The sequence below is a fragment of the Pseudomonas sp. SIMBA_068 genome, assembly GCF_046534705.1.
Lineage (GTDB): Bacteria > Pseudomonadota > Gammaproteobacteria > Pseudomonadales > Pseudomonadaceae > Aquipseudomonas > Aquipseudomonas putida.
This window is the reverse complement of sequence record NZ_JAWRYI010000001.1, coordinates 445,426-466,933: the sequence shown is the minus strand read 5'-3', so window position 1 is coordinate 466,933 and position 21,508 is coordinate 445,426. Positions and strand designations below refer to the sequence as shown.

Sequence of the window (21,508 nt, the reverse complement as noted above, 5' to 3'; positions counted from 1 at the left end):
TAAAAATCACGGAGCGCTCACCACCTCACCCACCTTGCTCACACGCCTCATCACGTCCTCAACAAAAACAAAAAAAGAGATCGCATGAACAACACACTTCGCCGCCTCATCGCCGCCAGTACGCTCGGCCTGTCGTTCTACGCCTGCGCAGACTCCGCCAGCATCAACTACCGGCACACGTTCACCGAAGACGACAGCATTCACTCCGACCGGATAAAGCTGAGTTACCGCAAGGACAGCGGCCTGGGGTTTGCCGCAGAAATCAAATACAAGACTGCCGGCGACCGCGAAGACGTCGCCTACGACAACATGGTCAACAACGGCCATGAGTTCACCGTGGACTACAACTACAAGATGAGCCCCAAGTCGACCTGGACCCCCGCCTTCCAGATGGACAGCTCCAAGGACGCGACCACCTACAAGTTCGGCCTGAAGTACAACTACAAGCTCAGCGACACCTGGTACGTCGCCACCCGCGTGCGCCACGACGCACGCAGCCTCGACCGCGACCAGATCGACCACAGCAAGGCGGACCGCGCCAAGGACAACCAGAACACCACCCGCCTTGAAGGCTGGCTCGGCTACACCCCCAGCGGCCCGTGGGCATTCGAATACCAGTACATCCACTTCACCACCGACTACATCCGCTACGACAACAAGAAGCGCGACTACGAGCAGAACCTGATCATCAAGTACAAGCTCAACAAACAGTGGGCGCCCTTCATGGAAGTGGGTGACATCAAGGTCAACAGCTACACGGACGATCGCCAGGCCCGTTGGCGCCTGGGTATCCAGTACAACTTCCTGTAAGGGCAACCGCCCGACCATGCCGGTGTCGTTGCACCACGGCACCCTCATGCAGTTTCAGCAAAAGGTATCCGACAATGACCACGACCAACCGCAAACCCTTCAACCGCCTGCTGCTCACCGGCGCCGCCGGCGGGCTCGGGCAAGTGCTTCGCGAAGCACTGCAAGCACACGCCAACATCGTGCGCGTCTCAGACATCAGCCCCATGGCAGCGGCTGCGGGCGAGCATGAGCAAGTCATCAACTGCGACCTGGCCGACAAGGCCGGCGTATTGGCCCTGGCCCAGGATGTGGACGCCATCGTGCACCTGGGCGGCATCTCCACCGAGCGTGCCTTCGAAGAGATTTTGCAAGCCAACATCGTCGGTACCTTCCACATCTATGAGGCCGCCCGAAAGCACGGCATCAAGCGCGTGGTGTTCGCCAGCTCGAACCATGTCACCGGCTTTTACCCTCAAGGCGAACAGGTAGATGCGCATTCGCCGCGCCGACCAGACTGCTACTACGGGCTGTCGAAGGCCTACGGCGAAGACCTGGCCACGTTCTACTTCCACCGCTACGGCATCGAAACCGTCAGCCTGCGCATCGGCTCTTCATTCCCCGAACCACGCAATGTACGCATGCTGTCCACCTGGCTGAGCTACGGCGACCTGGCGCATCTGGTAGAGCGCGCATTGCTTGCCGAAAACGTCGGCCATACCGTGGTGTACGGTGTCTCAGCCAACCGCGACCTCTGGTGGAGCAACCGCCACGCCGCACACCTGGACTTCAATCCGAAGGACAGTGCCGAGCGCTTCCGCACGGCCCTGGAGCAGCAGCCAAAGCCCGCTACAGATGACCCGACGGCCCACCTGCAAGGTGGCGCCTTCACCGCTGCCGGCCCTTTTGGCGACTAAACCCTGATGGAGTGCGCAATTCTTCCATGACAGCCGAACTGATTACCGATGCACGCAATGCCACAGGCGAAAGCCCGGTCTGGCACCCGCAGGAAAATGCCTTGTACTGGGTAGATATACCGGCAGGCCGCCTGCACCGCTGGCAACCAGATGGCCAGACCCGTCACTGGGCCGCAGACGAAATGCTCGGCTGCATCGTCCGTAGCCAGCAAGGCCACTGGCTTGGGGCCTTGGAGAGCGGGGTCTTCCACCTCACCCCCCAGGCTGACGGTCGCCTGATTGCCGACAAGCGCGCCAGCGTCGAACACGCGAGGCCCGGCATGCGTTTCAATGACGGGCGTTGCGACCGCCAGGGGCGCTTTTGGGCCGGTACGATGCAAACAAACATGGGCGCCGAGCCGGTGGGTGCGCTTTACCGATATGACGCGACGGCGGACGCAACGGTAAAGCCAATGCAAGCACGACTGGACAAGCTGATCGTGCCCAACGGCATGGCGTTCAGCCCGGACGGCAAAACATTGTATGTCTCCGACTCGCACCCCAGCGTTCAGCTGATCTGGGCCTTCGACTACGACATCGACAGCGGCACACCGCACAACCGCCGAATATTCGTCGACATGAACCAGCACCCCGGCCGACCGGACGGGGCTGCGGTAGATGCCGAGGGTTGCTACTGGATTTGCGCGATCGATGCCGGCCAGGTACTGCGCTTTACCCCCGAAGGGAAACTGGACCGCGCCCTGCCGCTACCGGTAAAGAAACCGACCATGTGCGCATTCGGCGGCCCGCAGCTGGATACGCTGTTCGTGACGTCGATTCGCCCACAAGGCATTGACCTGAGCGACCAGCCACTGGCCGGTGGCGTGTTCGCATTAAACCCCGGCGTAAAGGGCTTGCCGGAGCCGATTGCCCGGGGCTGAAGCCTGGGCCGGTATTGGCTGCCACCAGGGGTATGCTCAGTAAGCAGCCTTGCTGGGCATCCCCCTGCGACCTGCCCCAAGGCAAGTGACCGCAAAGGCAATCACCAACGCCCCGGTACCCAACAGGAAAATCAGCTGCTGGTTGGAGCCCTCCACCAGCATGGCGATCAGTGCCGGCGTCACCGCTGCAGCCCCCATCAACGTGATGCTGACCAGCGGCGTGAGCTTGCCGGTCGGGTCGTTGGTGGTGATCAGCGCCATGTAGTACGACAACGACAGCACCCAGCCAAAGTTGATCAGCAACAACGCGACGAACAGCTGCGTCGGCGTGCGTGTATGGCCGGTGAGCATGGCGATAGAAATGAATACCGCCACCAGCCCCACGGCGATCATCAATTGGCGATTGACCCGCGCACCCAACAGGCTAGGCAGCCCCGCACCCGGCAAACCACCCAGGGCCGACAGGCCGAACGCCCAGCCAATATCGACGCCGCTGATGCCCTGGTCTCGCGCCAACTGATCGATGAAGCCCCACACGCAATAAATGGCAATCTGCATGAACAGCATGCCCACCAACGCAGTGCGCCCTGTGCGCGCCGAACCACCCTGGGCAGGCGAGGCTTCGCCACTGGCCAGCAACGCCGCGGGGCGACGCGGCAGCACCAGGCTGGCGCCGCAGATCAGCAAGTACCACAGGCCAAACGCGCACAAGGCGGTTACCGTGCCACTCTGCGCGGCCAGCAACGGCAACGCTGCCGAAAACAGCGAGTACTCTGGCGTTTGCAGCAACAGCATCAACCCGAACGAGCGGTCCTGGTTGGGCAAGCGGCCCAGCGTGGACACCGCATACGCATACACCAGCCCCGCACAGGTGCCAGCCGCCAGGCGCACGATCAGCAGCAGGGTGTTGGTGGTGGCAAAGGCGGTCGCAATGCTCAACGCCACGCACAGTGCGCCCACTATCAGGCACAGGCTGCGCCCGCCATGGCGCTTCATCAGCACCGGGCAAAGCAAGGTGCCCAGGGTCATGCCGATCATCTCGACCGACACCACCCAGCCCTGCTGATCGAGTGACAGGCTCAGTTGCTCCGTGACCAACCCCATGAAGATGGGTTGTACGCCACAGACGATGAAGGAAGTACAGGCGATGAAAATCAGCGCGGCACGCAGCAGCTTGGAATCTTGCGTCATGGGGACCCCGACACGGCATTTGTTTTTATTGTGTGTGGCGACCTGCCCTGGAAGGCGCCGTAGCGGGCGGCTGGGCGGGTCTCGTAGGCAATCGTGGGCCGAGATCGAAGGCTTTGAAAGTTAATTATCGGCATCGACTTCAGTGGGCTTTTTAATGCAGGCCGCCGCCCGTTGCCGGCATCCAGAAATGCACTGCACCCGATCCTGATAATTAATTGGAGACATACCCGCATCCCCCCTACCGTGGTACATCAACCAAGCCTCAGTAAAAAAGGCCCGATCATGAACGACCGTGAGTTCATCAACGCCATCGACGCCGATGGCCTGCCCCTGCACATTGCCGTAACCAACGGCCGCATCACCCACATCGGCCCGCAACGCGCCAGCACCCCAGCGCGAGAAACCATCGACCTTGAAGGCCTGCTGGTGCTGCCAGGCTTTGTCGATGGCCACATCCACCTGGACAAGAGCTTTGTCGGCGACCGCTGGCGACCGCACCAACCCGTGGCCAGCCTGCGCGAGCGCCTGGCCGTGGAAAAACGCGAACTGGCCAGCGCCCCGCCCATCGTCGAGCGCGCCGATGCGCTGATGCGCCAGGCCGCCTCGTTCGGCACCCTGGCGATGCGCTGCCACGTGGACGTGGACGCCACCACCGGCCTGACCAACCTGCACGCCATGCTCGAAGCCCGGGACAAGTGGAAAGACCTGCTCGACATCGAGCTGGTGGCCTTCCCTCAGGCCGGTGTGGTGTCCTGCCCCGGTACGGCTGAAGTGATGGAAGCGGCCATCCGCGAAGGCGTGCAGGTGGTCGGCGGCATCGACCCCACCACACTGGATGGCGACGCCGACGCCCAGCTGGACATCGTGTTCGGTATCGCCGAGCGCCATGGCGTGAAGGTTGATATCCACCTGCACGAACCCGGCGACATCTGCATCGCTCAGCTCCAACGCATCGCCGCGCGCACCCAGGCACTGGGCATGCACGGCCTGGTGGCGGTCAGCCACGCCTATGGCCTGGGTGACGTATCCGACGCTGTCGTCGACCGCACCGCCGAAGTGCTGGCCGCCGCCGGCATCTCCATCATGACCAACGCCCCCGGCGAACATGCTTTCCCACCCGTACTGCGCCTGCGTAACGGCGGTGTGCGGGTATTTACCGGCAATGACAACATCCAGGACGCCTGGTGGCCCTACGGCAATGGCGACATGCTGCAGCGGGCGATGCTGGTCAGCTACCGCTCGGGCTTCAATACCGACGAGGAGCTGCGGGTTGCGCTGGAAATGGCGACCGAAGCCAGTGCCGGGGTGATAGGCAAGCAGGACTATGGTTTGAAGGTTGGTAACGAGGCGAGCTTTGTTCTGCTCAAGGCGCCCAATGCTGCTGCGGCGGTGGCTGCGGCCATTCATGAACGGGTGATTGTGCGCCATGGCGCGTTCTGGGGCAGGCCTGCGCAGTTGCAGTTGAAGGCAGTGCAGTTTGCTACCGAACTGCGCCGGTAAAACCACCGGCAAACACAAACCTTAAGCCCTGCGCGGCCCCGGCGGGGGCGGAACGCAAAGCACTCCTCGACACGAAACGAAACACCCCTGCTCGCTCATCTGCCCATCCAGGTGCAAAGGTTGCGGTATGCTAGCCTCCGCACACGGATTAGCAGCCTATAGCAGCCTTCAGTAAGTGCGTTGCTATGCTTGAAGTACGTGTTCAGGCAAGGCATGGAAGAGGAGTGACTGCATGAGCCACAAAAACATTTGGGAAACCCTGCTGCAATGGGTTTCCCCTCCGTCGGAAGAGTCCCTGGCAATCGCCAGGCGGCTCAATGCGGTCGCTGAACAAGTGCAGGTCAGCGACCATGGCGCCGTCTCGATTTCGGCATCGACCATCCTGCAAGACGCTGATTTTGCGCGCGCCTGCGAGGCAGCCAAGCAAGCGATTTCGAAGACGCACTAGGCATCGACAATGGGTTTTCTCCTCGTTCTGCCCATCCTGATCTGCGGCTTCATCTACTGTAAATACAACTTCTACGACAAGACCCTCATCGCGAAATATGAAGGGCAGTCACTGTATCTGCATATCGCAATGAGGGGGCTCGTCCTCGCATCGCCATGGCTGGCGTTGGCGTTTTTCATCGAGTGGTTCACCGACGGTTTCTATGGCTTGGCCGCCCTTTTCGAGAATCGGGGCTTTACCACCTCTACGGAACAGCATCTGTTTTCGACGATGCTTGTCGCCATTCTCACAGCACCGCTTTACGCCTATCTGGCGGCAAAGGTCCGCTTTAAAATCACCCGGTATCGCCACGGCCTGAAAAACGACTACCTCACACGCTCCTTCATCCTTGAAACCATGCTGCCAACCAGCACCCACCAGGCATTACTGCTTGATTCGTTGTTCAACAAGCGCCTGTACATGTTCAGCATGGAGGATCGCAAGGTGTACATCGGCTGGGTGAAAAATTTCGGCAACCTGCAGGATCACGACTCGAACAGCGATGAAGGTTTCTCGATCATCCCCATCTACAGCGGCTTTCGTGACAAGGATCAGCTGACGGTGGAGTTCACCACTTTCTACGACAGGGTGTACGACGCAGTCAAGAAAGGCCCGGCCTCGGGCATTGATGACGGCACCGAGGACCGCTGCACCGACGCTAGGCGGGCCGAAGAAATAGGAAGCCTGTTCACCATCAGCCTTCTGCAGAAGAACATTGTCTCAATGACCTTCTTCGAAGGTGCGTATTGGCAGGAATTCAAAAAGAATGAGCTTAAGCCGGAGAAGGACGCCCTCAGAGCGTGAATGTCCACCTGCCCTGATTCCACAACAGCGGTAATCTGCTCGCCGCGAAAGGCTCATTCCGCCTCAGCCCGCAAGATCCCGATCAGAATTTCCGCCAGTGCCATGACCATAGGGTCCGCCGTAGGCCGATGAAAAATCGCCGCCTCAAACACCTTGATGGGCTTGAACCCCTGCTCCACCCCGAGCACTCGATGCCCACCCGTCACCACCCGCGACGGCAACAGGCTAACCCCCAACCCGTTCGCCACCGCTTCCTGAATCCCCGCCATGCTCGAACTGGTAAAAGCGATCCGCCAACTGCGCCCCATTGCCTCGACTGCACCGATCATGTCATCCCGGTACAACCCCCGCGGCGGAAAGGTCACCAAGGGAATCGGGTCCTGGGCGAAACACGGGTATTGGGCGCTGTCGATCCATTCGATGCGCTCCGGCTGGCACGCATTGGCCTCCCGGCTATGGCGCCGCTGCTTGATCAGCACCAGGTCCAGTTCGCCACGGTCATAGGTGCTCATCAAGTCCCGGCTAAGCCCACCGGTAATTTCCAGCTTCACCGTCGGGTTAAGCCGGTTGAACGCCGCCAGCGCCTGCATCGTCTTGCCCGCGACAAAATCGTCCGGCAGGCCGATGCGCACGGTCACCGTCACCCCACCCGACATGGCCTCGGTCAGCTGGCTGCTCACCGCCAGCAAGTGCCGCGCATACCCCAGCAGGGTTTCCCCGGCATCGGTCGGGTGCACCTCGCGGTTGCTGCGGTCGAGCAACTGCTGGCCGACCATTTCCTCCAGCCGGCGCACCTTCTGGCTGACCGTGGACTGGGTGGAGTGCAGGCGCGCGGCAGCGGTGGTGAAACTGCCGCAGTCGGCCACCATGACCACGGTGCGGAGCATGTCCAGGTCATAGATGGCACGGTTGGGTTTGATGGAGTCAGGCATCTGCGGGTTCAGCTTTAGTGGATGGGGCTGGGTACATGATGCCTGAAGCTGGCGTGCATGATGCAATGCCAGAGGGCAAGGCATACCTTGTATGCATGCACGAACCCTTTCGCAGATGCGGTCCTTTGCTCAAGCTGCAGCTGCCCCCTTCTCCTCGCCACTGACCTCGAACTGCCCCACCAGCTTCTGCAACTTGCCAGCATCCACCCGCACCTTCTGCGCGCTGCTCTGCAGCACCACCGCCGTCTGGCGCATCTCGCTGGAGGATTGGTTGACCTGGTCGATGGTCTTGCCGTATTCCACGCTACGCCGGTTGAGCTGCTGGATGATCACGAACATGCCCTCCACGGCCTGGTGCAGCTGAACGTTCTCGGACGAGGCATCTTCGGCAAGGCGCAGGCTGTTGTCGACGTCCTGTACGCCCTGTTCCATGAAGCTGACGGCCTGGCGGGTTTCGCCCTGAAGGCTCTCGACCATGTGGCGAATGTCTTCGGCGGCGCGCGCGGTTCGCGCGGCCAGGCTGCGAACCTCGTCGGCCACCACCGCAAAGCCGCGGCCATGCTCGCCGGCACGCGCCGCCTCGATGGCAGCATTGAGCGCCAGCAGGTTGGTCTGGTTGGTGATGGCGCTGATCAACCCGGTGATGTTGTCGATCTCGACCATGCGGCTGTCGAGCCGCTGCACGCTGGAGGACGAGCGCGCCACCACATCGCGAATCGACTGGGTGCCTGCCTGCACCGCCAGAAACTGCTCGCGGGCACGGCTGACCACCTCGTCCATCGCCTGCTTCATCTGCTCGGCGCTGACCGAGGCCTGCTGCAGTTCACCAAGCTGCTCCTCCATGATGATCATCATGTGGTGCACGGCGTCCGCCACATCGGCAGAGCTCACACTCGCCTCCTGGCTGCGCCCGAGCATCATCTGGTTGGTGCTGCCGACCGTGCGACTGGCCTTCACCACCTGCCCCACTACCGCGTCCAGGCGGTCGATGAAGCTGTTGATCCAGCGCGCCATGTCGCCGCTCTCATCGTTGCCCAGGGTGCTGGTGTCCAGGCGCTGACGCAGGTTGCCTTCACCCTCGGCGATGGTGCGCAGCACGCCGCTCATGCCATTCAACCTGGCTGCCAGGCGCTTGGGCCCAAACACGCCGAACACCAGCGTGGCGCCGAGCATGCTCACGGCCAGAATCACGTCATTCAGCCCTTGCGGCAGGCCGGCATGGTGCTGCACCAGGTAGTTGCAGCCGAACAACCCGGCCATGGTCGCCACATAGGGTTTCATCAACCCATAGCTCAGCGAGCGGCGTCGGTAGACCTCCTCCAGGTCCGCCTCGCACATCATGCCCCAGCGGTCGGGCGAACCCGGTAACTGGAACGTTACGCCCTTGCCGACCACCGGCACGTGGCGGTAGTCCGAGTAGCCCGGGTAAGTCACGAACAGGTTGGCACCACGCCTGATGGTTTCCCTTACCCCCGGGTGCAGTTCGCGCGTGGAGGGGTCGGTGAAGCGCAGTTCCAGCTCGGTATGGCGCTGGACCTGCACGGTGGTCCAGGGCGTGTGCACACCACTTTTAAGGTTTTCGCCGTGGGTAAAGGTGCCGTCCTCGAAGCGCGAGCGCGACAGCGCAGTGCCGGGCTGGATGGACGGATCGAAACGCGACTGCGCCATGAACAGGTAGTTGTCGCCCGACTCGGCGAAGATATGCCCGGCCTCGCGCTGGATCAGGTCGCCCAGCACATCGTTGGGCACCCGGCCGCACAGGCAGCCGAGCACTTTGCCACCGGCCTTCACCGGCTGGTAGAACATCAGCGTTACTTCATCGTGGAAGCGTGAAGACGACGGGCCAATGCGCAGGGTCAGCGGGTCGCTGTAGGGGCCATGCAGAAACGGCGCCTTCAGGCCTTGGGCCAGCGCTGCAGTGTACTCGATACGTGGCGTACCACGTTGTGGCCAGGTGGAGGTGATGATGCTGCCGGCAGCATCGACGACAAACAACTCGGAAAAGTCTTCGGCCTGCGCCAGCTTGTCCCGCAGCAGCGTGTTGTCGGGTTGAGCGAACCCTTGGGCGAGTTGTTCCGCTAGTTCCGCCAAGTGCTCCCAGTGCTCGCACGCCCAATCATGCAACAAACGCACGCGGGTTTGAGCAATGGCTTCGAAAGTTTGCTCGATCTGCGGGTAATTCGCCCGATTAAGGTGACATGCCCAGCCCATCCTGAGCTTTCCGGTTTTACCCAGCCAGGGCAGCCAGCCCTTTTCACTCGATGACAACTCCATGGACCCACTGGAAAGCGACATTATCTTCACCATACGCGACATCGGATGGCAATCTGATAGCAAGTCGCACGCCAACGGCGGGAGCGGTGATTAATGGGGAATTCAAGTCATTGAATGCACAGCACTTGTGCAAGAAAGGTTATGGGCAGGCCCTGAATGCACCAACGAGGCGCAAACCAGATGAAATCAGGCCCTTATCCGGAATGTGACAAATAGCCGCCAGAACTGCTCGCACATCGCACAACAGTTCGATAATCGCACAAATTCCGCTAAACCCCCTCTACTGTTGCCCTATCTTGCGGCACGCTATAGCGAAAGTCAGCAAACAATTTCAAGCGCTGACAGGCCTCATCGCTTAAACGCGCCGGCCAGCCCGACAACCATACTCCAGGAACAACCAGGAGCTCACCTTGATCAATAAAACGTACGAGTCCATCGCCAGCGCGGTGGAAGGGATCACCGACGGTTCGACCATCATGGTCGGTGGCTTCGGCACAGCCGGCATGCCGTCCGAGCTGATCGATGGCCTGATCGCAACCGGTGCCCGCGACCTGACCATTATCAGCAACAACGCCGGCAACGGCGAGATCGGCCTGGCCGCCCTGCTCATGGCGGGCAGCGTGCGCAAGGTGGTGTGCTCGTTCCCGCGCCAGTCCGACTCCTACGTGTTCGACGAACTGTACCGCGCCGGCAAGATCGAGCTGGAAGTGGTGCCGCAAGGCAACCTGGCCGAGCGCATCCGCGCAGCGGGTTCGGGCATTGGTGCGTTCTTCTCGCCGACCGGCTACGGCACCCTGCTGGCCGAAGGCAAGGAAACCCGTGAAATCGACGGCCGCATGTACGTGCTGGAAATGCCGCTGCACGCCGACTTTGCGCTGATCAAGGCGCACAAGGGTGACCGCTGGGGCAACCTGACCTACCGCAAGGCCGCGCGCAACTTCGGCCCGATCATGGCCATGGCTGCCAAGACCGCCATCGCCCAGGTCGACCAGGTTGTCGAACTCGGTGAACTGGACCCGGAGCACATCATCACCCCGGGTATCTTCGTCCAGCGCGTGGTTGCCGTCACCGGCGCTGCCGCTTCTTCGATCGCCAAAGCTGTCTGAGGCCTGCCATGACCATCACCAAAAAGCTCTCCCGCACCGAGATGGCCCAGCGCGTGGCCGCAGACATCCAGGAAGGCGCGTACGTAAACCTGGGCATTGGCGCTCCTACTCTGGTAGCCAACTACCTGGGCGACAAGGAAGTATTCCTGCACAGCGAGAACGGCCTTCTGGGCATGGGCCCAAGCCCTGCGCCGGGGGAGGAAGACGATGACCTGATCAACGCCGGGAAACAGCACGTCACCCTGCTGACCGGTGGTGCCTTCTTCCACCACGCCGACTCGTTCTCGATGATGCGTGGCGGCCACTTGGACATCGCCGTATTGGGCGCCTTCCAGGTCTCGGTCAAGGGCGACCTGGCCAACTGGCACACCGGTGCCGAAGGTTCGATCCCGGCCGTAGGCGGCGCGATGGACCTCGCCACCGGCGCTCGCCAAGTGTTCGTGATGATGGACCACCTGACCAAGACCGGCGAAAGCAAGCTGGTGCCCGAGTGCACCTACCCGCTGACCGGCATTGCTTGCGTCAGCCGCATCTACACCGACCTGGCCGTACTGGAAGTGACGCCTGAAGGGCTGAAAGTGGTCGAGATTTGTGCAGATATCGACTTTGACGAGTTGCAGAAGCTGAGCGGTGTGCCGCTGATCAAGTGATCTTCCGGCTTACACAGTCTGTTGCCTTACGCGGACCTTTGTAGGAGCGGCCTTGTGCCGCGAAAGGGCTGCAAAGCAGCCCCAGCAACAGTGGATGTAACGCCAAAATCCGGGGGGCCGCTTTGCGGCCCTTTCGCGGCACAAGGCCGCTCCTACAGGTGCTGTGCATGCCTCGGGAGAAATGCCTGCCGAGTGACAGCACCCGCCTTCCAGAAAATCTCAGAAACACGCGCGGTCCTTTGCAGGAGCGGCCTTGTGCCGCGAAAGGGCTGCGAAGCAGCCCCAGCAACAGTGGATGTAACGCCAAAATCCGGGGGGCCGCTTTGCGGCCCTTTCGCGGCACAAGGCCGCTCCCACAGGTCCTGTGCATGCCTCGGGAGAAATGCCTGCCGAGTGACAGCACCCGCCTTCCAGAAAATCTCAGAAACACGCGCGGTCCTTTGTAGGAGCGGCCTTGTGCCGCGAAAGGGCTGCGAAGCAGCCCCAGCAACAGTGGATGTAACGCCAAAATCCGGGGGGCCGCTTTGCGGCCCTTTCGCGGCACAAGGCCGCTCCTACAGGTTGATGCGCCAGCCTCGAAAGCTGCGCAGTACCTGTAGGAGCTGGCTTGCCTGCGATGGGCTGCACAGCAGCCCCCTATGGCCCCGATCAACAGCCGCTACCCCAGGCATCACCCCATTTCAGCCCGAGACTATCGCTTTCCTGGCACGATTCAAGGTGCGACGGTCACGTCCGCCTGGCCGCTCTGAGCCAGAGCCGCATGAATGAAACCTTCAGCTTTTTTTCGCTCAACGAATGCCCTTACGTATGCCGCGCCCGCATCCCGTCCACGTGGCACCGCCATTGCCTGGCGGATTGAGGTGAAGGCGTCTTCCAGCACGCGATAGAGCGGGTCGAGATCAGCTACCTTCTGCAAGGGTTGGCGCACGCCCGCAGCCGCATCGAGTTTTTGTTCAAGGAACAGATCAACCGCCCCTGCGGACGTGTCCGCGCGTTCAAGCTCGGCGTTCTTCAGGGTACGGGTCAGAAACAGATCGTAGGCAGCCCCCTTGCCCACTGCCAGCTTCAGCCCGGCTTGGTCCAGATCAGCCACCGACTGGAATGGGGAGTCGCGCTCAACGAGGTACGTGCCTTCAATAATGACGTAGGGTTCGCTGAACGAGATCTGCGCCTCACGCACCGGCTCGATAGCCAGAAACGCCAGGCTCCATACCCCCTCGTCCAACGCGGCAAAGACTTTGCCTGCGGCATCGAAAGTGCGCATTTCCAGCTTCACACCCAGTTCTTGCGCAAGGGCTTTGGCAAGTGCAACGGATACGCCTTGTGGCTCGCCATTCGGGCCACGCTGAGCGAGCACGGGGTTACCAAAGTTGATCGCAGCGTGCATGACGCCACCTGGAGCCAGGTCATCGAGTACCGCGGGGGTGATGGTGGTCATAGGGATCTCCTGAAAGGGGTTTACCAGATTGGCAAGGTATACGAAACGATCAAGCGATTCTCATCCGCGCCACGCGCAAGGTTCGCGCGGTAGGCCGCATTGCGCCAACGGATACCAACATTTTTCAATGCACCGGACTGGAATACGTATGCAATATCAGTATTGCGCTCCCACTCACGGCCTTCCCCGGCATGGGTAGCTGCATCAGCGTGATCGCCTTTGACATAGCGACTCATGAACGTCAGCCCAGGAATGCCGATGGCGGCAAAGTTGTAGTCGTAACGCAGCTGCCAGGAGCGTTCGCCAGGCTCGGCGAAATCGTTGATCTGGATATAGTTGGTGAGGTACGGATCCGTGCCATTGAGAAATGGCATCGAAGTGTCACCGTTCATTTTCTGTAGCCCGAGGCCAAATGCATGGCCGCCCAGGCTATAAGTGAACAACCCACTGAGCGCACCACTGTCGATGGCGCCAGCATTCGCGTTGCCAGCGTCGTCGCTCAGCATGTAGCGCAAATCGCTTCTGAGCTTACCGGGGCCAATGCTCCACGTGTGATTGATACCCAAAAAGTTTTGCCGGTACACGTCCTGCAGTTCGGCGTACTGGTAGCTAAGTGTCAGCCCTTTATTAACCGCGTAATCAAATCCGCCCACCCAGTAATCATCACCTTCCACAGCACCGGTAAACCTGCGGTTCTTGTTGTTCAGGGTGATTTTCTGAGCGTCGGTCGAGTCACGATCAGTCACGCGATTGAAGCGTGCACCCGTCAGCGTGAAACCCTCGATTTCGTTACTGGTCATCAAGCCACCTTCGAAGGTCTGCGGCAGTATCCGCCCGGTATTGGCCTGCACGGTCGGCAGCTTGGGGATGAGTGTTCCGTACCTGAGCTCGCTTTCGGAAACCTTCACCTTGGCGGTCAGGCCGAGACGACTGAATTCATCGGCAGCGCGCCCATCGTCATGCACCGGCAGCAGGCCGGAACCGGATCGGTCAGGGCTTGAATCCAGCTTGATACCCAGCATCCCCAACGCATCAAGGCCAAAGCCCACAGTGCCTGGGGTGTAACCAGAGCGGAAATCGAAGAGGAATCCCTGGGCCCATTCTTCCCGTTTGGACTGGCCGGCACCCTCGCGAAAATCGCGATTGAAGTAGTAGTTCTGCAGTTGCAGGCTTGCCTTGCTGTCCTCGGCAAAACCTTCTGCACCGGCGGTACCGACGACCAGGCACGGGGACAGAGTGATCAGGGTGCGCAGGATGTTTTTGTTGTTGTGCATCTGGCGATTCCATTTTTTGGCATGACGCTGCCCGACCCGGAACGGGCCAGGAAGAAATTATTCGTTACGGGGATTGCTACGCGGTCTGGAACCGCCCTTACAAAGATTGGAATGCCCTGTAAGAGCGACTCTGTCAGCAGGTCAGTGGGCTGAAGCGGCTACTGGCTGATCGGGCTCTTTGTTGGTCACACGCATCAGTGCAGTCATCAGGAACGCGATGAGCAGCAGTGCGCTGAGGAACAGCAGGCCGGTAGCGGCGCTCTGGCTGTTGCCTTTAACCACGCCAATCATTGATGGGCCAACGAAGCCACCCAGGTTGCCGATGGAGTTGATTACTGCGATGGATACCGCTGCGGTAGCACGATCAAGGAACAGGGTGGGCAGTGCCCAGAACGGGGATTTGAAGCTGTAGAGACCCGACAATGCCACACAGATCATCGCCATCGAGGCCACAGGACTGGACAACATGCCCGCCCCCACCAGGCCCAAGGCCGCCACTGCAAGGGGGATCGCAGAATGCATCTTGCGCTCGTTTCGTCTATCAGAGCTTCGCGACCAAATAATCATCGCTACCGTCGCAACGATATAGGGCAGCATTGCGATCAAACCGATTTGCGTGTGCGTAAGCTCGCTGGAGAAGCCTTTGATGATCTGCGGCATCCAGTAACCCACACCCAGGCTGCCGCACTGGTACACGAAATAGATGAAGGCCAGGTACAGCACCTTCTTGTTGACCATTGTCTTGAACACACCCAGTCGCTTGACGTTCTTGCGGCTCTGGCGATCACGCTCGAGCTCGGCGAGCAGCCAGTCTTTCTCCTGCTGGGTAAGCCATTTGGCCTGCTCCGGTTTGTCAGTCAGGAACAAGAAGCAGGCTATGCCAAGGAACACGGCCGGGACGCCTTCGAGGAACAGCATCCAACGCCAGCCGCTCCAGTCCAGCCACTTGATGTTGTCCATGATCCAGGTCGAAAGCGGCGCGCCTATGATGTAGCTGACCGGGATTGCCGCCGTGAACAGCGCGACGGTCGTGGCCAGCTCCTTCGAGCGGAACCAGTAGGTCAGGTAGACGATCACGCCCGGAAAGAAGCCCGCCTCGGCCACGCCCAGGAAAAAGCGCAGCACGTAAAGCTGGTTGGCGGTCTGGGCGAAGGCGGTAGCGGCAGCAATCAGGCCCCAGGTCACCAGGATTCGGGCTATCCAGACCCGCGCACCGTATTTGTTGAGCATCACGTTGCTCGGCACTTCGAACAGGAAATAGCCGATGAAGAAGATCCCGGAAATGAAACCGAACGCCTCGCTGGTCAGGGCGAGTTCCTTGTTCATCTCCAGCGCGGCATAACCAATATTGGCGCGGTCCAGGTAGGAGACGATGTACAGCAAGAACATGAACGGGATGATCCGCAAGGTAACCTTGCGAACGACAGCCTGCTCATCGACAGTTTTGTTGTTGTTCATAGAGACCTCATCTAGGGCGAACCGTAGCTCGCCCTTTAATTGTTATCGTTGCAGCAGGTATCAGGCGGAAAAGATCATGCAGACCGGGCTGCCGGTCGAAATCGAAAAATCTGTCTTGCTCAAACCACCGGTCTGCGGATCGACGGCAAATGACACGATGCTGTCGCTGTCCTCATTGAGTGCAAACAGGAAACGCTGATTTGGCGTCAGGCTGAAGAAACGCGGCGTTTTCCCTTCGCTAGGCACGAAGTCGACAGGGCTCAGCAGGCCACTTCCTTGATCAATCTTGAACACAGCGATGCTGTCGTAACCGCGATTGGAGGCATAGAGGAAACGCCCGCTGCGGTCCACTTCGATCTCGGACGCGCGGCTGTTGCCGGTATAGCTCGCCGGCAGCGACGGCAATACCTGGAACGGTTGCAGGGCACCACTGCGCGAGTCGAAACGGTAGCTGGTAACGGTTGAGTCCAGCTCGTTGATCACATAGGCGAAACCGGCTTTGGGGTGCATTGCGATATGACGCGGGCCAGAACCCTCGCGGGCAACAGCGAATGGCTGGTCGGCAGGGTGCAGCTTGCCGTTGTCAAAGCGGAAGCTGAACACTCGATCCAGGCCTTTATCCGGTACCAGAACGTAGTTCCCTGTTGCATCAAACGGGTTGAAATGCGGCTTGGCGAATGGCTGCTCAACCCGATGAGGGCCAGTGGGGCCTTCAAGCTTGAGCAATTGATTGATACCGCCCAAGGCGCCATTTTCTTCCACATTGAGCACTGCCAAGGTGCCGGTAATATGGTTGGAAACCACCAGGAACCGCTCACTCGGATCCAGCGCCAAATGCACCGGATTCTTTCCTTCACAGCTTTGGCGGTTGAGGAATGTCAGCTTCCCATTTGCCTTGTCGACGCTGAAGGCACTGACCTCACTGCGGTCGCCATGAACAGTGTAGAGGCGATCACCGGCGCGATTGAGGGCAAGAAACGAGGGATTCACCAAGTCGTCGACCAACTGCACCTGCTCCAGCGTGCCGGCGTCTTGATTCAACCGATAGACCGTGATGCCATCACCACGGGCATTGCGCTCCCGGGTTGTGCGCGATCCGACATAAGCGAACATTGGGGTATTACTCCCGCTTGCAGAATTGTTTGAAGACATGGCACTCGCGGCGCTGACCAACCCTGCAGGTAGCAATGAGCCCAGGATACCGAGGCCGGTGGCTGCACCTAAGTGCTTGATCAGCGTGCGACGGCATAACCCTGCGTGCGTGACGCACGCGAGGTCAGGCGCAACAACGTTGGATTGTTCGCGATCCATGGACGAGTCCTTCTTATTGTTTTGGCCAAGTAGGCCCCCGCATGGGGCCTTTAAACATCAAGCCCGAGTGCGGGCAACAACCTTGCGGATCACGAACGGGAGCACACCACCGTTGGCCAGGTAGCGCACTTCCTGCTGCGAATCCACACGCGCAATAACCTCGGCTTCATCACGACGGCCATCGGCGCGATGAACGATCAGCTTGATCAGGTTCTCGCCTACAGCCAGCTCATCAAGGCCCAGGAAATCGAACTGCTCGCTGCCATCCAAACGAAGGTCGTCAACGCTTTGGCCAGGTTTGAAGACCAGAGGCAGTACGCCCATGCCGATCAGATTGCTGCGGTGAATACGCTCGATGCTTTGCGCAACCACCGCCTTCACCCCAAGCAGGGCCTGTGCCTTCGCGGCCCAGTCACGGCTGGAGCCAGCGCCGTAGTTGATACCTGCAAAGACCACCATCGGTGTCTTGTGCAGGGCATAGCTTTTGGCGGCCTCGTACAGCGGTAAGCATTCGCTGTGGTCAGCATTCCACGCCCAGGCGCCCAGCCCTGGCTGCTGATCGCCAAGGAGACGGTTCTTAACTGATTTGTTGGTGAAGGCACCACGCAGCATCACTTCATGGTTACTGCGACGCGTGGAATACTGGTTGAGGTCCTGTGGATCCTCACCACGTTCGAGCAACCATTGGCCCGCCAAGCTATTGGCAGGGATCGCGCCTGCTGGCGAGATGTGGTCGGTGGTGACGTTGTCGCCAAGCACCATCAGCGCCCGAGCACCATTGATAGCCAGGGACGCATTGGGCTGCGCCTGGATATCCGCCAGGTATTGCGGACGACGCAGGTAGGTAGACTCGGGCCTCCAGGGAAACTGGACACTACCCTCGGCAGAAAGCGCCTGCCAATGGTGCGTACCCTCCCAGACAGTTGCCAGGCGATGCTGGAAGAACTCCGGCTTGACCACCTTGGCGACCTCATCGGCAATGTCAGCATCGCTTGGCATCAGATCCTGCAAGAATACCGGCTGGCCCCCAGCATCCGTGGCAAGCGGCTGCGAAGTCAGGTCGATATCGATGGTACCGGCGATGGCGTAGGCAACGCACAACGCCGGGGATGCCAGATAGCCTGCCGGTACTTTAGGGTTCACCCGGCCTTCGAAATTTCGGTTGCCGGACAACACGACCACGCCTTTGAGGCCTTGATCGGCGAAATGCTCAACGTGCTCTTCGAGCTTCCCCGAGTTGCCGATGCAGGTCATGCAACCGAAGCCCGCCAGATCGAAGCCCAATGCAGAAAAGTCTTCCAGCAGGTTGGCTTCAGCCAAGTAGTCTGCGACCACCTGCGAGCCAGGCGAGAGCGACGTCTTGACCCACGGCTTACGCTGAAGGCCCAGGCTCCGGGCCTTACGGGCGAGCAAACCCGCCTGGATCATCTGCGCCGGGTTTGCGGTGTTGGTACAGCTGGTAATAGCCGACATCACCACAGCGCCGTGAGTGATCGACTCACCAAAAGAAGGCTCGAAGAAGCTCTGCTCTTGCGGAGCTGTGATCAGCTTGCCGCCGCCCAGCACTTCATCCTGGAACGACGCTGCGGCCTTGGAAAGTGGCTGACGTTGGTGCGGTTGGTGTGGGCCTGCAACACTCGGCTCGATGCGCGCCAGATCAAGCTCGATGAGCTCGTCGAATTCCGGCTCGGCCAATTCGTCACGACGCCACAGCGGCTGGGCGCTCATGTAGGCGATGACTTGCTCGCGCAACTTGGCCGAACGACCGCTGAGCTCCAGGTAGGCCAACGTCTCGTTGTCGAACGGGAAGAACACAACCGTCGCCCCGTACTCGGGCGCCATGTTGGAGACTGTGCCACGTGCTGCCCAGCTAAGCGTGGAGAGGCCTGGCCCAGTGAACTCCACGAACTTGCCCACGACCGAGCGCTTACGCAGAATTTCTGCCACATGCAGGGACAAATCGGTGGCTGTTACACCTGGACGCATGGCATTGGTCACGCGGATACCAATCACTTTCGGGAAGCTGATCGGTACCGGTTCACCCACCATGGCGGCCTGCCCTTCCAGCCCACCAACGCCCCAGCCCAGCACACCAATGGCATTGATCATCGGCGTGTGGCTGTCGGTGGCGACCATGTCGTCAGGGTGGAGCAGGCGCTCCCCGTTCGCTGCGCGACTTTCCCAAACGACCTGGGCCAACGCCTCCATGTTCATCTGGTGAATGATGCCGGTACCCGGTGGGATCACACCAAAGTTGTCCAGGCTCTTCTGAGCCCATTTGATGAAGCGGTAGCGCTCGCTGTTGCGGCGGAAGTCGATGTCCAGGTTCTGCTCGACCGCGTTCGCCTCGGCGTAGCGCTCGACGATTACCGAGTGGTCGATAGTCAGTACAGCGGGGATCAGCGGGTTCATCGCCTGTGGATCGCCACCCAGCTCGGCGACAACATCCCGCATGCCGGCGAAGTCGGCCAAAGCAGGCAGGCAGGTGGTGTCATGGAACATCAGGCGGTTGGGCTGGAAAGGTACTTCGCAGTCCGGGCCCTGCCCGGTAGCTCTCGCCAACACTGACGGCAAGGCTTCTGGAGAGCAGCGTGCAACGTTCTCCAGCAGGATACGAATGGAATACGGCAGCTTTGCCAGCTGGCTGTGATCAAGCATCTTGCCCAGATCGACAATCGTGAACGAATCATCGTTGATTGTCAGGGGAGTAAAGAGGTCGCAGGCAGTCTCGGTCATGCTCATTTCGCTCGGCTTCTTATAGTGCTAGCAGGCATGCACGGAGCCATGCCTTAGGCGGTTGAGCCGATACTAAGAGCAGTCTGCGGGGATGAAAATTGGTCAATTACCACAACAGCGTTCTCCAAACGAGAACGCTGACGGACTGCTCTACTCTGGTAGCTTCAGGTGATCGATGAACGTTTTGAGCGTGGGGGATGCGGCTTCGTACTTTCTGACCACCAGTAACAGCGTGCGGTGTGCCCATGGCTCATCCAGGGTCACAGCCTTGAGCTTGTGGCTGCGCAGATACTGGTTGATGACACTACGAGGCAGCACAGCGATACCCAGCCCGGCAGACACCATCCTGCACATGCAGTCGAAGCTGCTAATCCGAATACGTAACTTGAGGCTCATACCCAGCTTGGCGGCCTCCGCTGTCAGCAAGGTGTGCATCGAGCTTTCAAGGTGAGGGCCAACGAATTCATGCTCCAGCACCTCCTTGAATTTGATGACCTTACGCGTGGCTAGCTCATGACCACTGGGGACCACCAAGGTCAACTCATCATGCCTGTAGGTCAGCGCCTCAAGCCCCTCTGAGGCTGTTTGTGCTGCAATGATCCCAAGATCAGCTCGCCCATCGGCCACTGCTCGGATCACCGCAGAACCCACTCGTTCCTCGATATCAAACTTGATCTGTGGGTACAACTGGGCAAAGCCGTCAACGTCCTGTGGCAAGAATTGGGACAGCGCGGAAGTGATGGCGTGGATGCGGATATGCCCCTTGACCCCGCTGGCGTAACCACTCAATTCCGTGTCGAGCTGCGCCATGGTTTGCTTGAGTTGCCTGGCATAGAACAGCAAGGACTGCCCCGCTGGCGTCAGCTCGACGCCGCGTGCATTACGCAGCAACAGAGGGGAGCCGATCTGCGCCTCAAGCTCAGTGATCCTTTTGCTGATGGCCGAGACCGCGACATGCTTGATTCGCCCTGCCCGAGTGAGGTTGCGCTCTTGAGCAACGGTGATGAAAAGGTCAAGGCTAGTGAGGTCGTAGCGCACTATTCAGTTCCTGGTAGATAGCTTTTGAAGCCCCGCGAGTGCAGTGGTCCAAAACCCATGGGGCCTGCGCCTGGCTCGTGCCGTCCCGGCGAGCCTGCAATCTGCGCTTACTCAGCTTGACGATGATCGGCCCGAAGCACAACGACCGCATTCCTTGCCAGAACGCCCGGCAACACGCAGAAACCAGCAACGTCCACCACCAGCACTAGAAATCCACCTTCCCCCTGCCCGCCTTGACAGTGCTCCGTCTGGCTTTGCCTTCGAGGCGGCGGGTCTTCGAGCCGAGGGTCGGCTTGGTGGGGCGGCGTTTCTTTTCGGTCTTGCCGGCAGCGATGATCAACTCGCCAAGACGCGCCAGTGCGTCAGCACGGTTCTGCTCCTGGGTGCGGTATTGTTGGGCCTTGATGATCAACACACCGTCGCCGGTGATGCGACTGTCACGCAGCGCCAGCAGCCTCTCCTTGTAGAACTCGGGCAACGACGAGGCCGGGATGTCGAAGCGCAGGTGTACGGCGCTGGACACCTTGTTGACATTCTGCCCACCTGCGCCTTGCGCGCGGATATAGGTCAGTTCGATTTCGGCATCCGGCAGATGCACGTTATTGGAGATGATCAGCATGGTATGGCCCTTGTCATTGCCACCATTATCACAGCCTTGGCCGCGCTCCCATAGAACAACGCACGAT

The 21,508-nt window shown here is 60.1% G+C and carries 18 protein-coding genes; 8 read left to right on the top strand and 10 right to left on the bottom strand.

What is annotated here, in order from left to right:
• The first annotated feature begins 84 nt into the window (after positions 1–84).
• The 3 genes from SB756_RS02040 to SB756_RS02030 all read left to right on the top strand — a co-directional run bounded on the left by SB756_RS02040 (position 85) and on the right by SB756_RS02030 (position 2,623).
• Complete coding sequence (locus tag SB756_RS02040; RefSeq protein ID WP_063422691.1) at positions 85–810, top strand: oligogalacturonate-specific porin KdgM family protein; 726 nt, start codon at positions 85–87, stop codon at positions 808–810.
• A gap of 74 nt (positions 811–884) precedes the next feature.
• Entirely contained in the window at positions 885–1,703 is an 819-nt protein-coding gene (locus SB756_RS02035) for an NAD-dependent epimerase/dehydratase family protein (protein WP_341796225.1), read from the top strand.
• 26 nt (positions 1,704–1,729) lie between these two features.
• Positions 1,730–2,623 (top strand): SMP-30/gluconolactonase/LRE family protein, encoded by an 894-nt coding sequence (locus tag SB756_RS02030; RefSeq protein ID WP_410910066.1) that lies wholly within the window; start codon positions 1,730–1,732, stop codon positions 2,621–2,623.
• 36 nt (positions 2,624–2,659) lie between these two features.
• Here the strand turns inward: SB756_RS02030 and SB756_RS02025 are convergent, their stop codons facing one another.
• Complete coding sequence (locus SB756_RS02025) at positions 2,660–3,814, bottom strand: MFS transporter (protein ID WP_341796227.1); 1,155 nt, start codon at positions 3,812–3,814, stop codon at positions 2,660–2,662.
• 282 nt (positions 3,815–4,096) lie between these two features.
• Here SB756_RS02025 and SB756_RS02020 point away from each other — a divergent pair, with 282 nt between their 5' ends.
• The 3 genes from SB756_RS02020 to SB756_RS02010 all read left to right on the top strand — a co-directional run bounded on the left by SB756_RS02020 (position 4,097) and on the right by SB756_RS02010 (position 6,605).
• Entirely contained in the window at positions 4,097–5,314 is a 1,218-nt protein-coding gene (locus tag SB756_RS02020; RefSeq protein ID WP_410910065.1) for an amidohydrolase family protein, read from the top strand.
• Positions 5,315–5,546: 232 nt separating this feature from the next.
• The gene (locus SB756_RS02015; protein WP_063422686.1) at positions 5,547–5,762 is read left to right on the top strand and encodes a hypothetical protein; all 216 of its coding nucleotides are present in this window, start codon (positions 5,547–5,549) and stop codon (positions 5,760–5,762) included.
• 9 nt (positions 5,763–5,771) lie between these two features.
• Positions 5,772–6,605: a hypothetical protein gene (locus tag SB756_RS02010; protein ID WP_410910064.1), complete on the top strand. Its 834-nt coding sequence runs from the start codon at positions 5,772–5,774 to the stop codon at positions 6,603–6,605.
• A gap of 53 nt (positions 6,606–6,658) precedes the next feature.
• Here SB756_RS02010 and SB756_RS02005 read toward each other — a convergent pair whose 3' ends face one another.
• Both SB756_RS02005 and SB756_RS02000 read right to left on the bottom strand, forming a co-directional pair.
• On the bottom strand, positions 6,659–7,537 hold the full coding sequence (locus SB756_RS02005; protein WP_410910063.1) for a LysR substrate-binding domain-containing protein: 879 nt from the start codon (positions 7,535–7,537) through the stop codon (positions 6,659–6,661).
• Positions 7,538–7,666: 129 nt separating this feature from the next.
• A complete protein-coding gene (locus SB756_RS02000; protein ID WP_410910413.1) occupies positions 7,667–8,317 on the bottom strand; it encodes a methyl-accepting chemotaxis protein in 651 nt (216 codons plus the stop codon).
• Positions 8,318–10,221: 1,904 nt separating this feature from the next.
• On the opposite strand from SB756_RS02000, the gene SB756_RS01995 reads away from it, so the two are divergent.
• Together SB756_RS01995 and SB756_RS01990 are read left to right on the top strand one after the other, a co-directional pair.
• Positions 10,222–10,917 carry a 3-oxoacid CoA-transferase subunit A gene (locus tag SB756_RS01995; RefSeq protein WP_010954768.1) on the top strand — a complete coding sequence of 232 codons (696 nt, stop codon included), beginning with the start codon at positions 10,222–10,224 and terminating at the stop codon, positions 10,915–10,917.
• Between the two features lie 8 nt (positions 10,918–10,925).
• Positions 10,926–11,567: a 3-oxoacid CoA-transferase subunit B gene (locus SB756_RS01990; protein ID WP_003251131.1), complete on the top strand. Its 642-nt coding sequence runs from the start codon at positions 10,926–10,928 to the stop codon at positions 11,565–11,567.
• Between the two features lie 712 nt (positions 11,568–12,279).
• Here the strand turns inward: SB756_RS01990 and SB756_RS01985 are convergent.
• The 7 genes from SB756_RS01985 to arfB form a co-directional block, all read right to left on the bottom strand.
• A complete protein-coding gene (locus SB756_RS01985) occupies positions 12,280–13,005 on the bottom strand; it encodes a transporter substrate-binding domain-containing protein (protein ID WP_410910062.1) in 726 nt (241 codons plus the stop codon).
• Positions 13,006–13,025: 20 nt separating this feature from the next.
• Positions 13,026–14,279, bottom strand: a complete 1,254-nt coding sequence (locus SB756_RS01980; RefSeq protein ID WP_410910061.1) for an OprD family porin — start codon at positions 14,277–14,279, stop codon at positions 13,026–13,028.
• Between the two features lie 141 nt (positions 14,280–14,420).
• Complete coding sequence (locus SB756_RS01975; RefSeq protein ID WP_410910060.1) at positions 14,421–15,737, bottom strand: MFS transporter; 1,317 nt, start codon at positions 15,735–15,737, stop codon at positions 14,421–14,423.
• Positions 15,738–15,797: 60 nt separating this feature from the next.
• A complete protein-coding gene (locus SB756_RS01970) occupies positions 15,798–16,850 on the bottom strand; it encodes a lactonase family protein (protein ID WP_410910412.1) in 1,053 nt (350 codons plus the stop codon).
• A gap of 255 nt (positions 16,851–17,105) precedes the next feature.
• Positions 17,106–19,784 (bottom strand): aconitate hydratase AcnA, encoded by a 2,679-nt coding sequence (gene acnA, locus SB756_RS01965; RefSeq protein ID WP_410910059.1) that lies wholly within the window; start codon positions 19,782–19,784, stop codon positions 17,106–17,108.
• A gap of 150 nt (positions 19,785–19,934) precedes the next feature.
• Entirely contained in the window at positions 19,935–20,822 is an 888-nt protein-coding gene (locus SB756_RS01960; RefSeq protein ID WP_132841721.1) for a LysR substrate-binding domain-containing protein, read from the bottom strand.
• 205 nt (positions 20,823–21,027) lie between these two features.
• Positions 21,028–21,441 carry an alternative ribosome rescue aminoacyl-tRNA hydrolase ArfB gene (gene arfB / locus SB756_RS01955; RefSeq protein ID WP_197898275.1) on the bottom strand — a complete coding sequence of 138 codons (414 nt, stop codon included), beginning with the start codon at positions 21,439–21,441 and terminating at the stop codon, positions 21,028–21,030.
• Between the last annotated feature and the right edge of the window lie 67 nt (positions 21,442–21,508).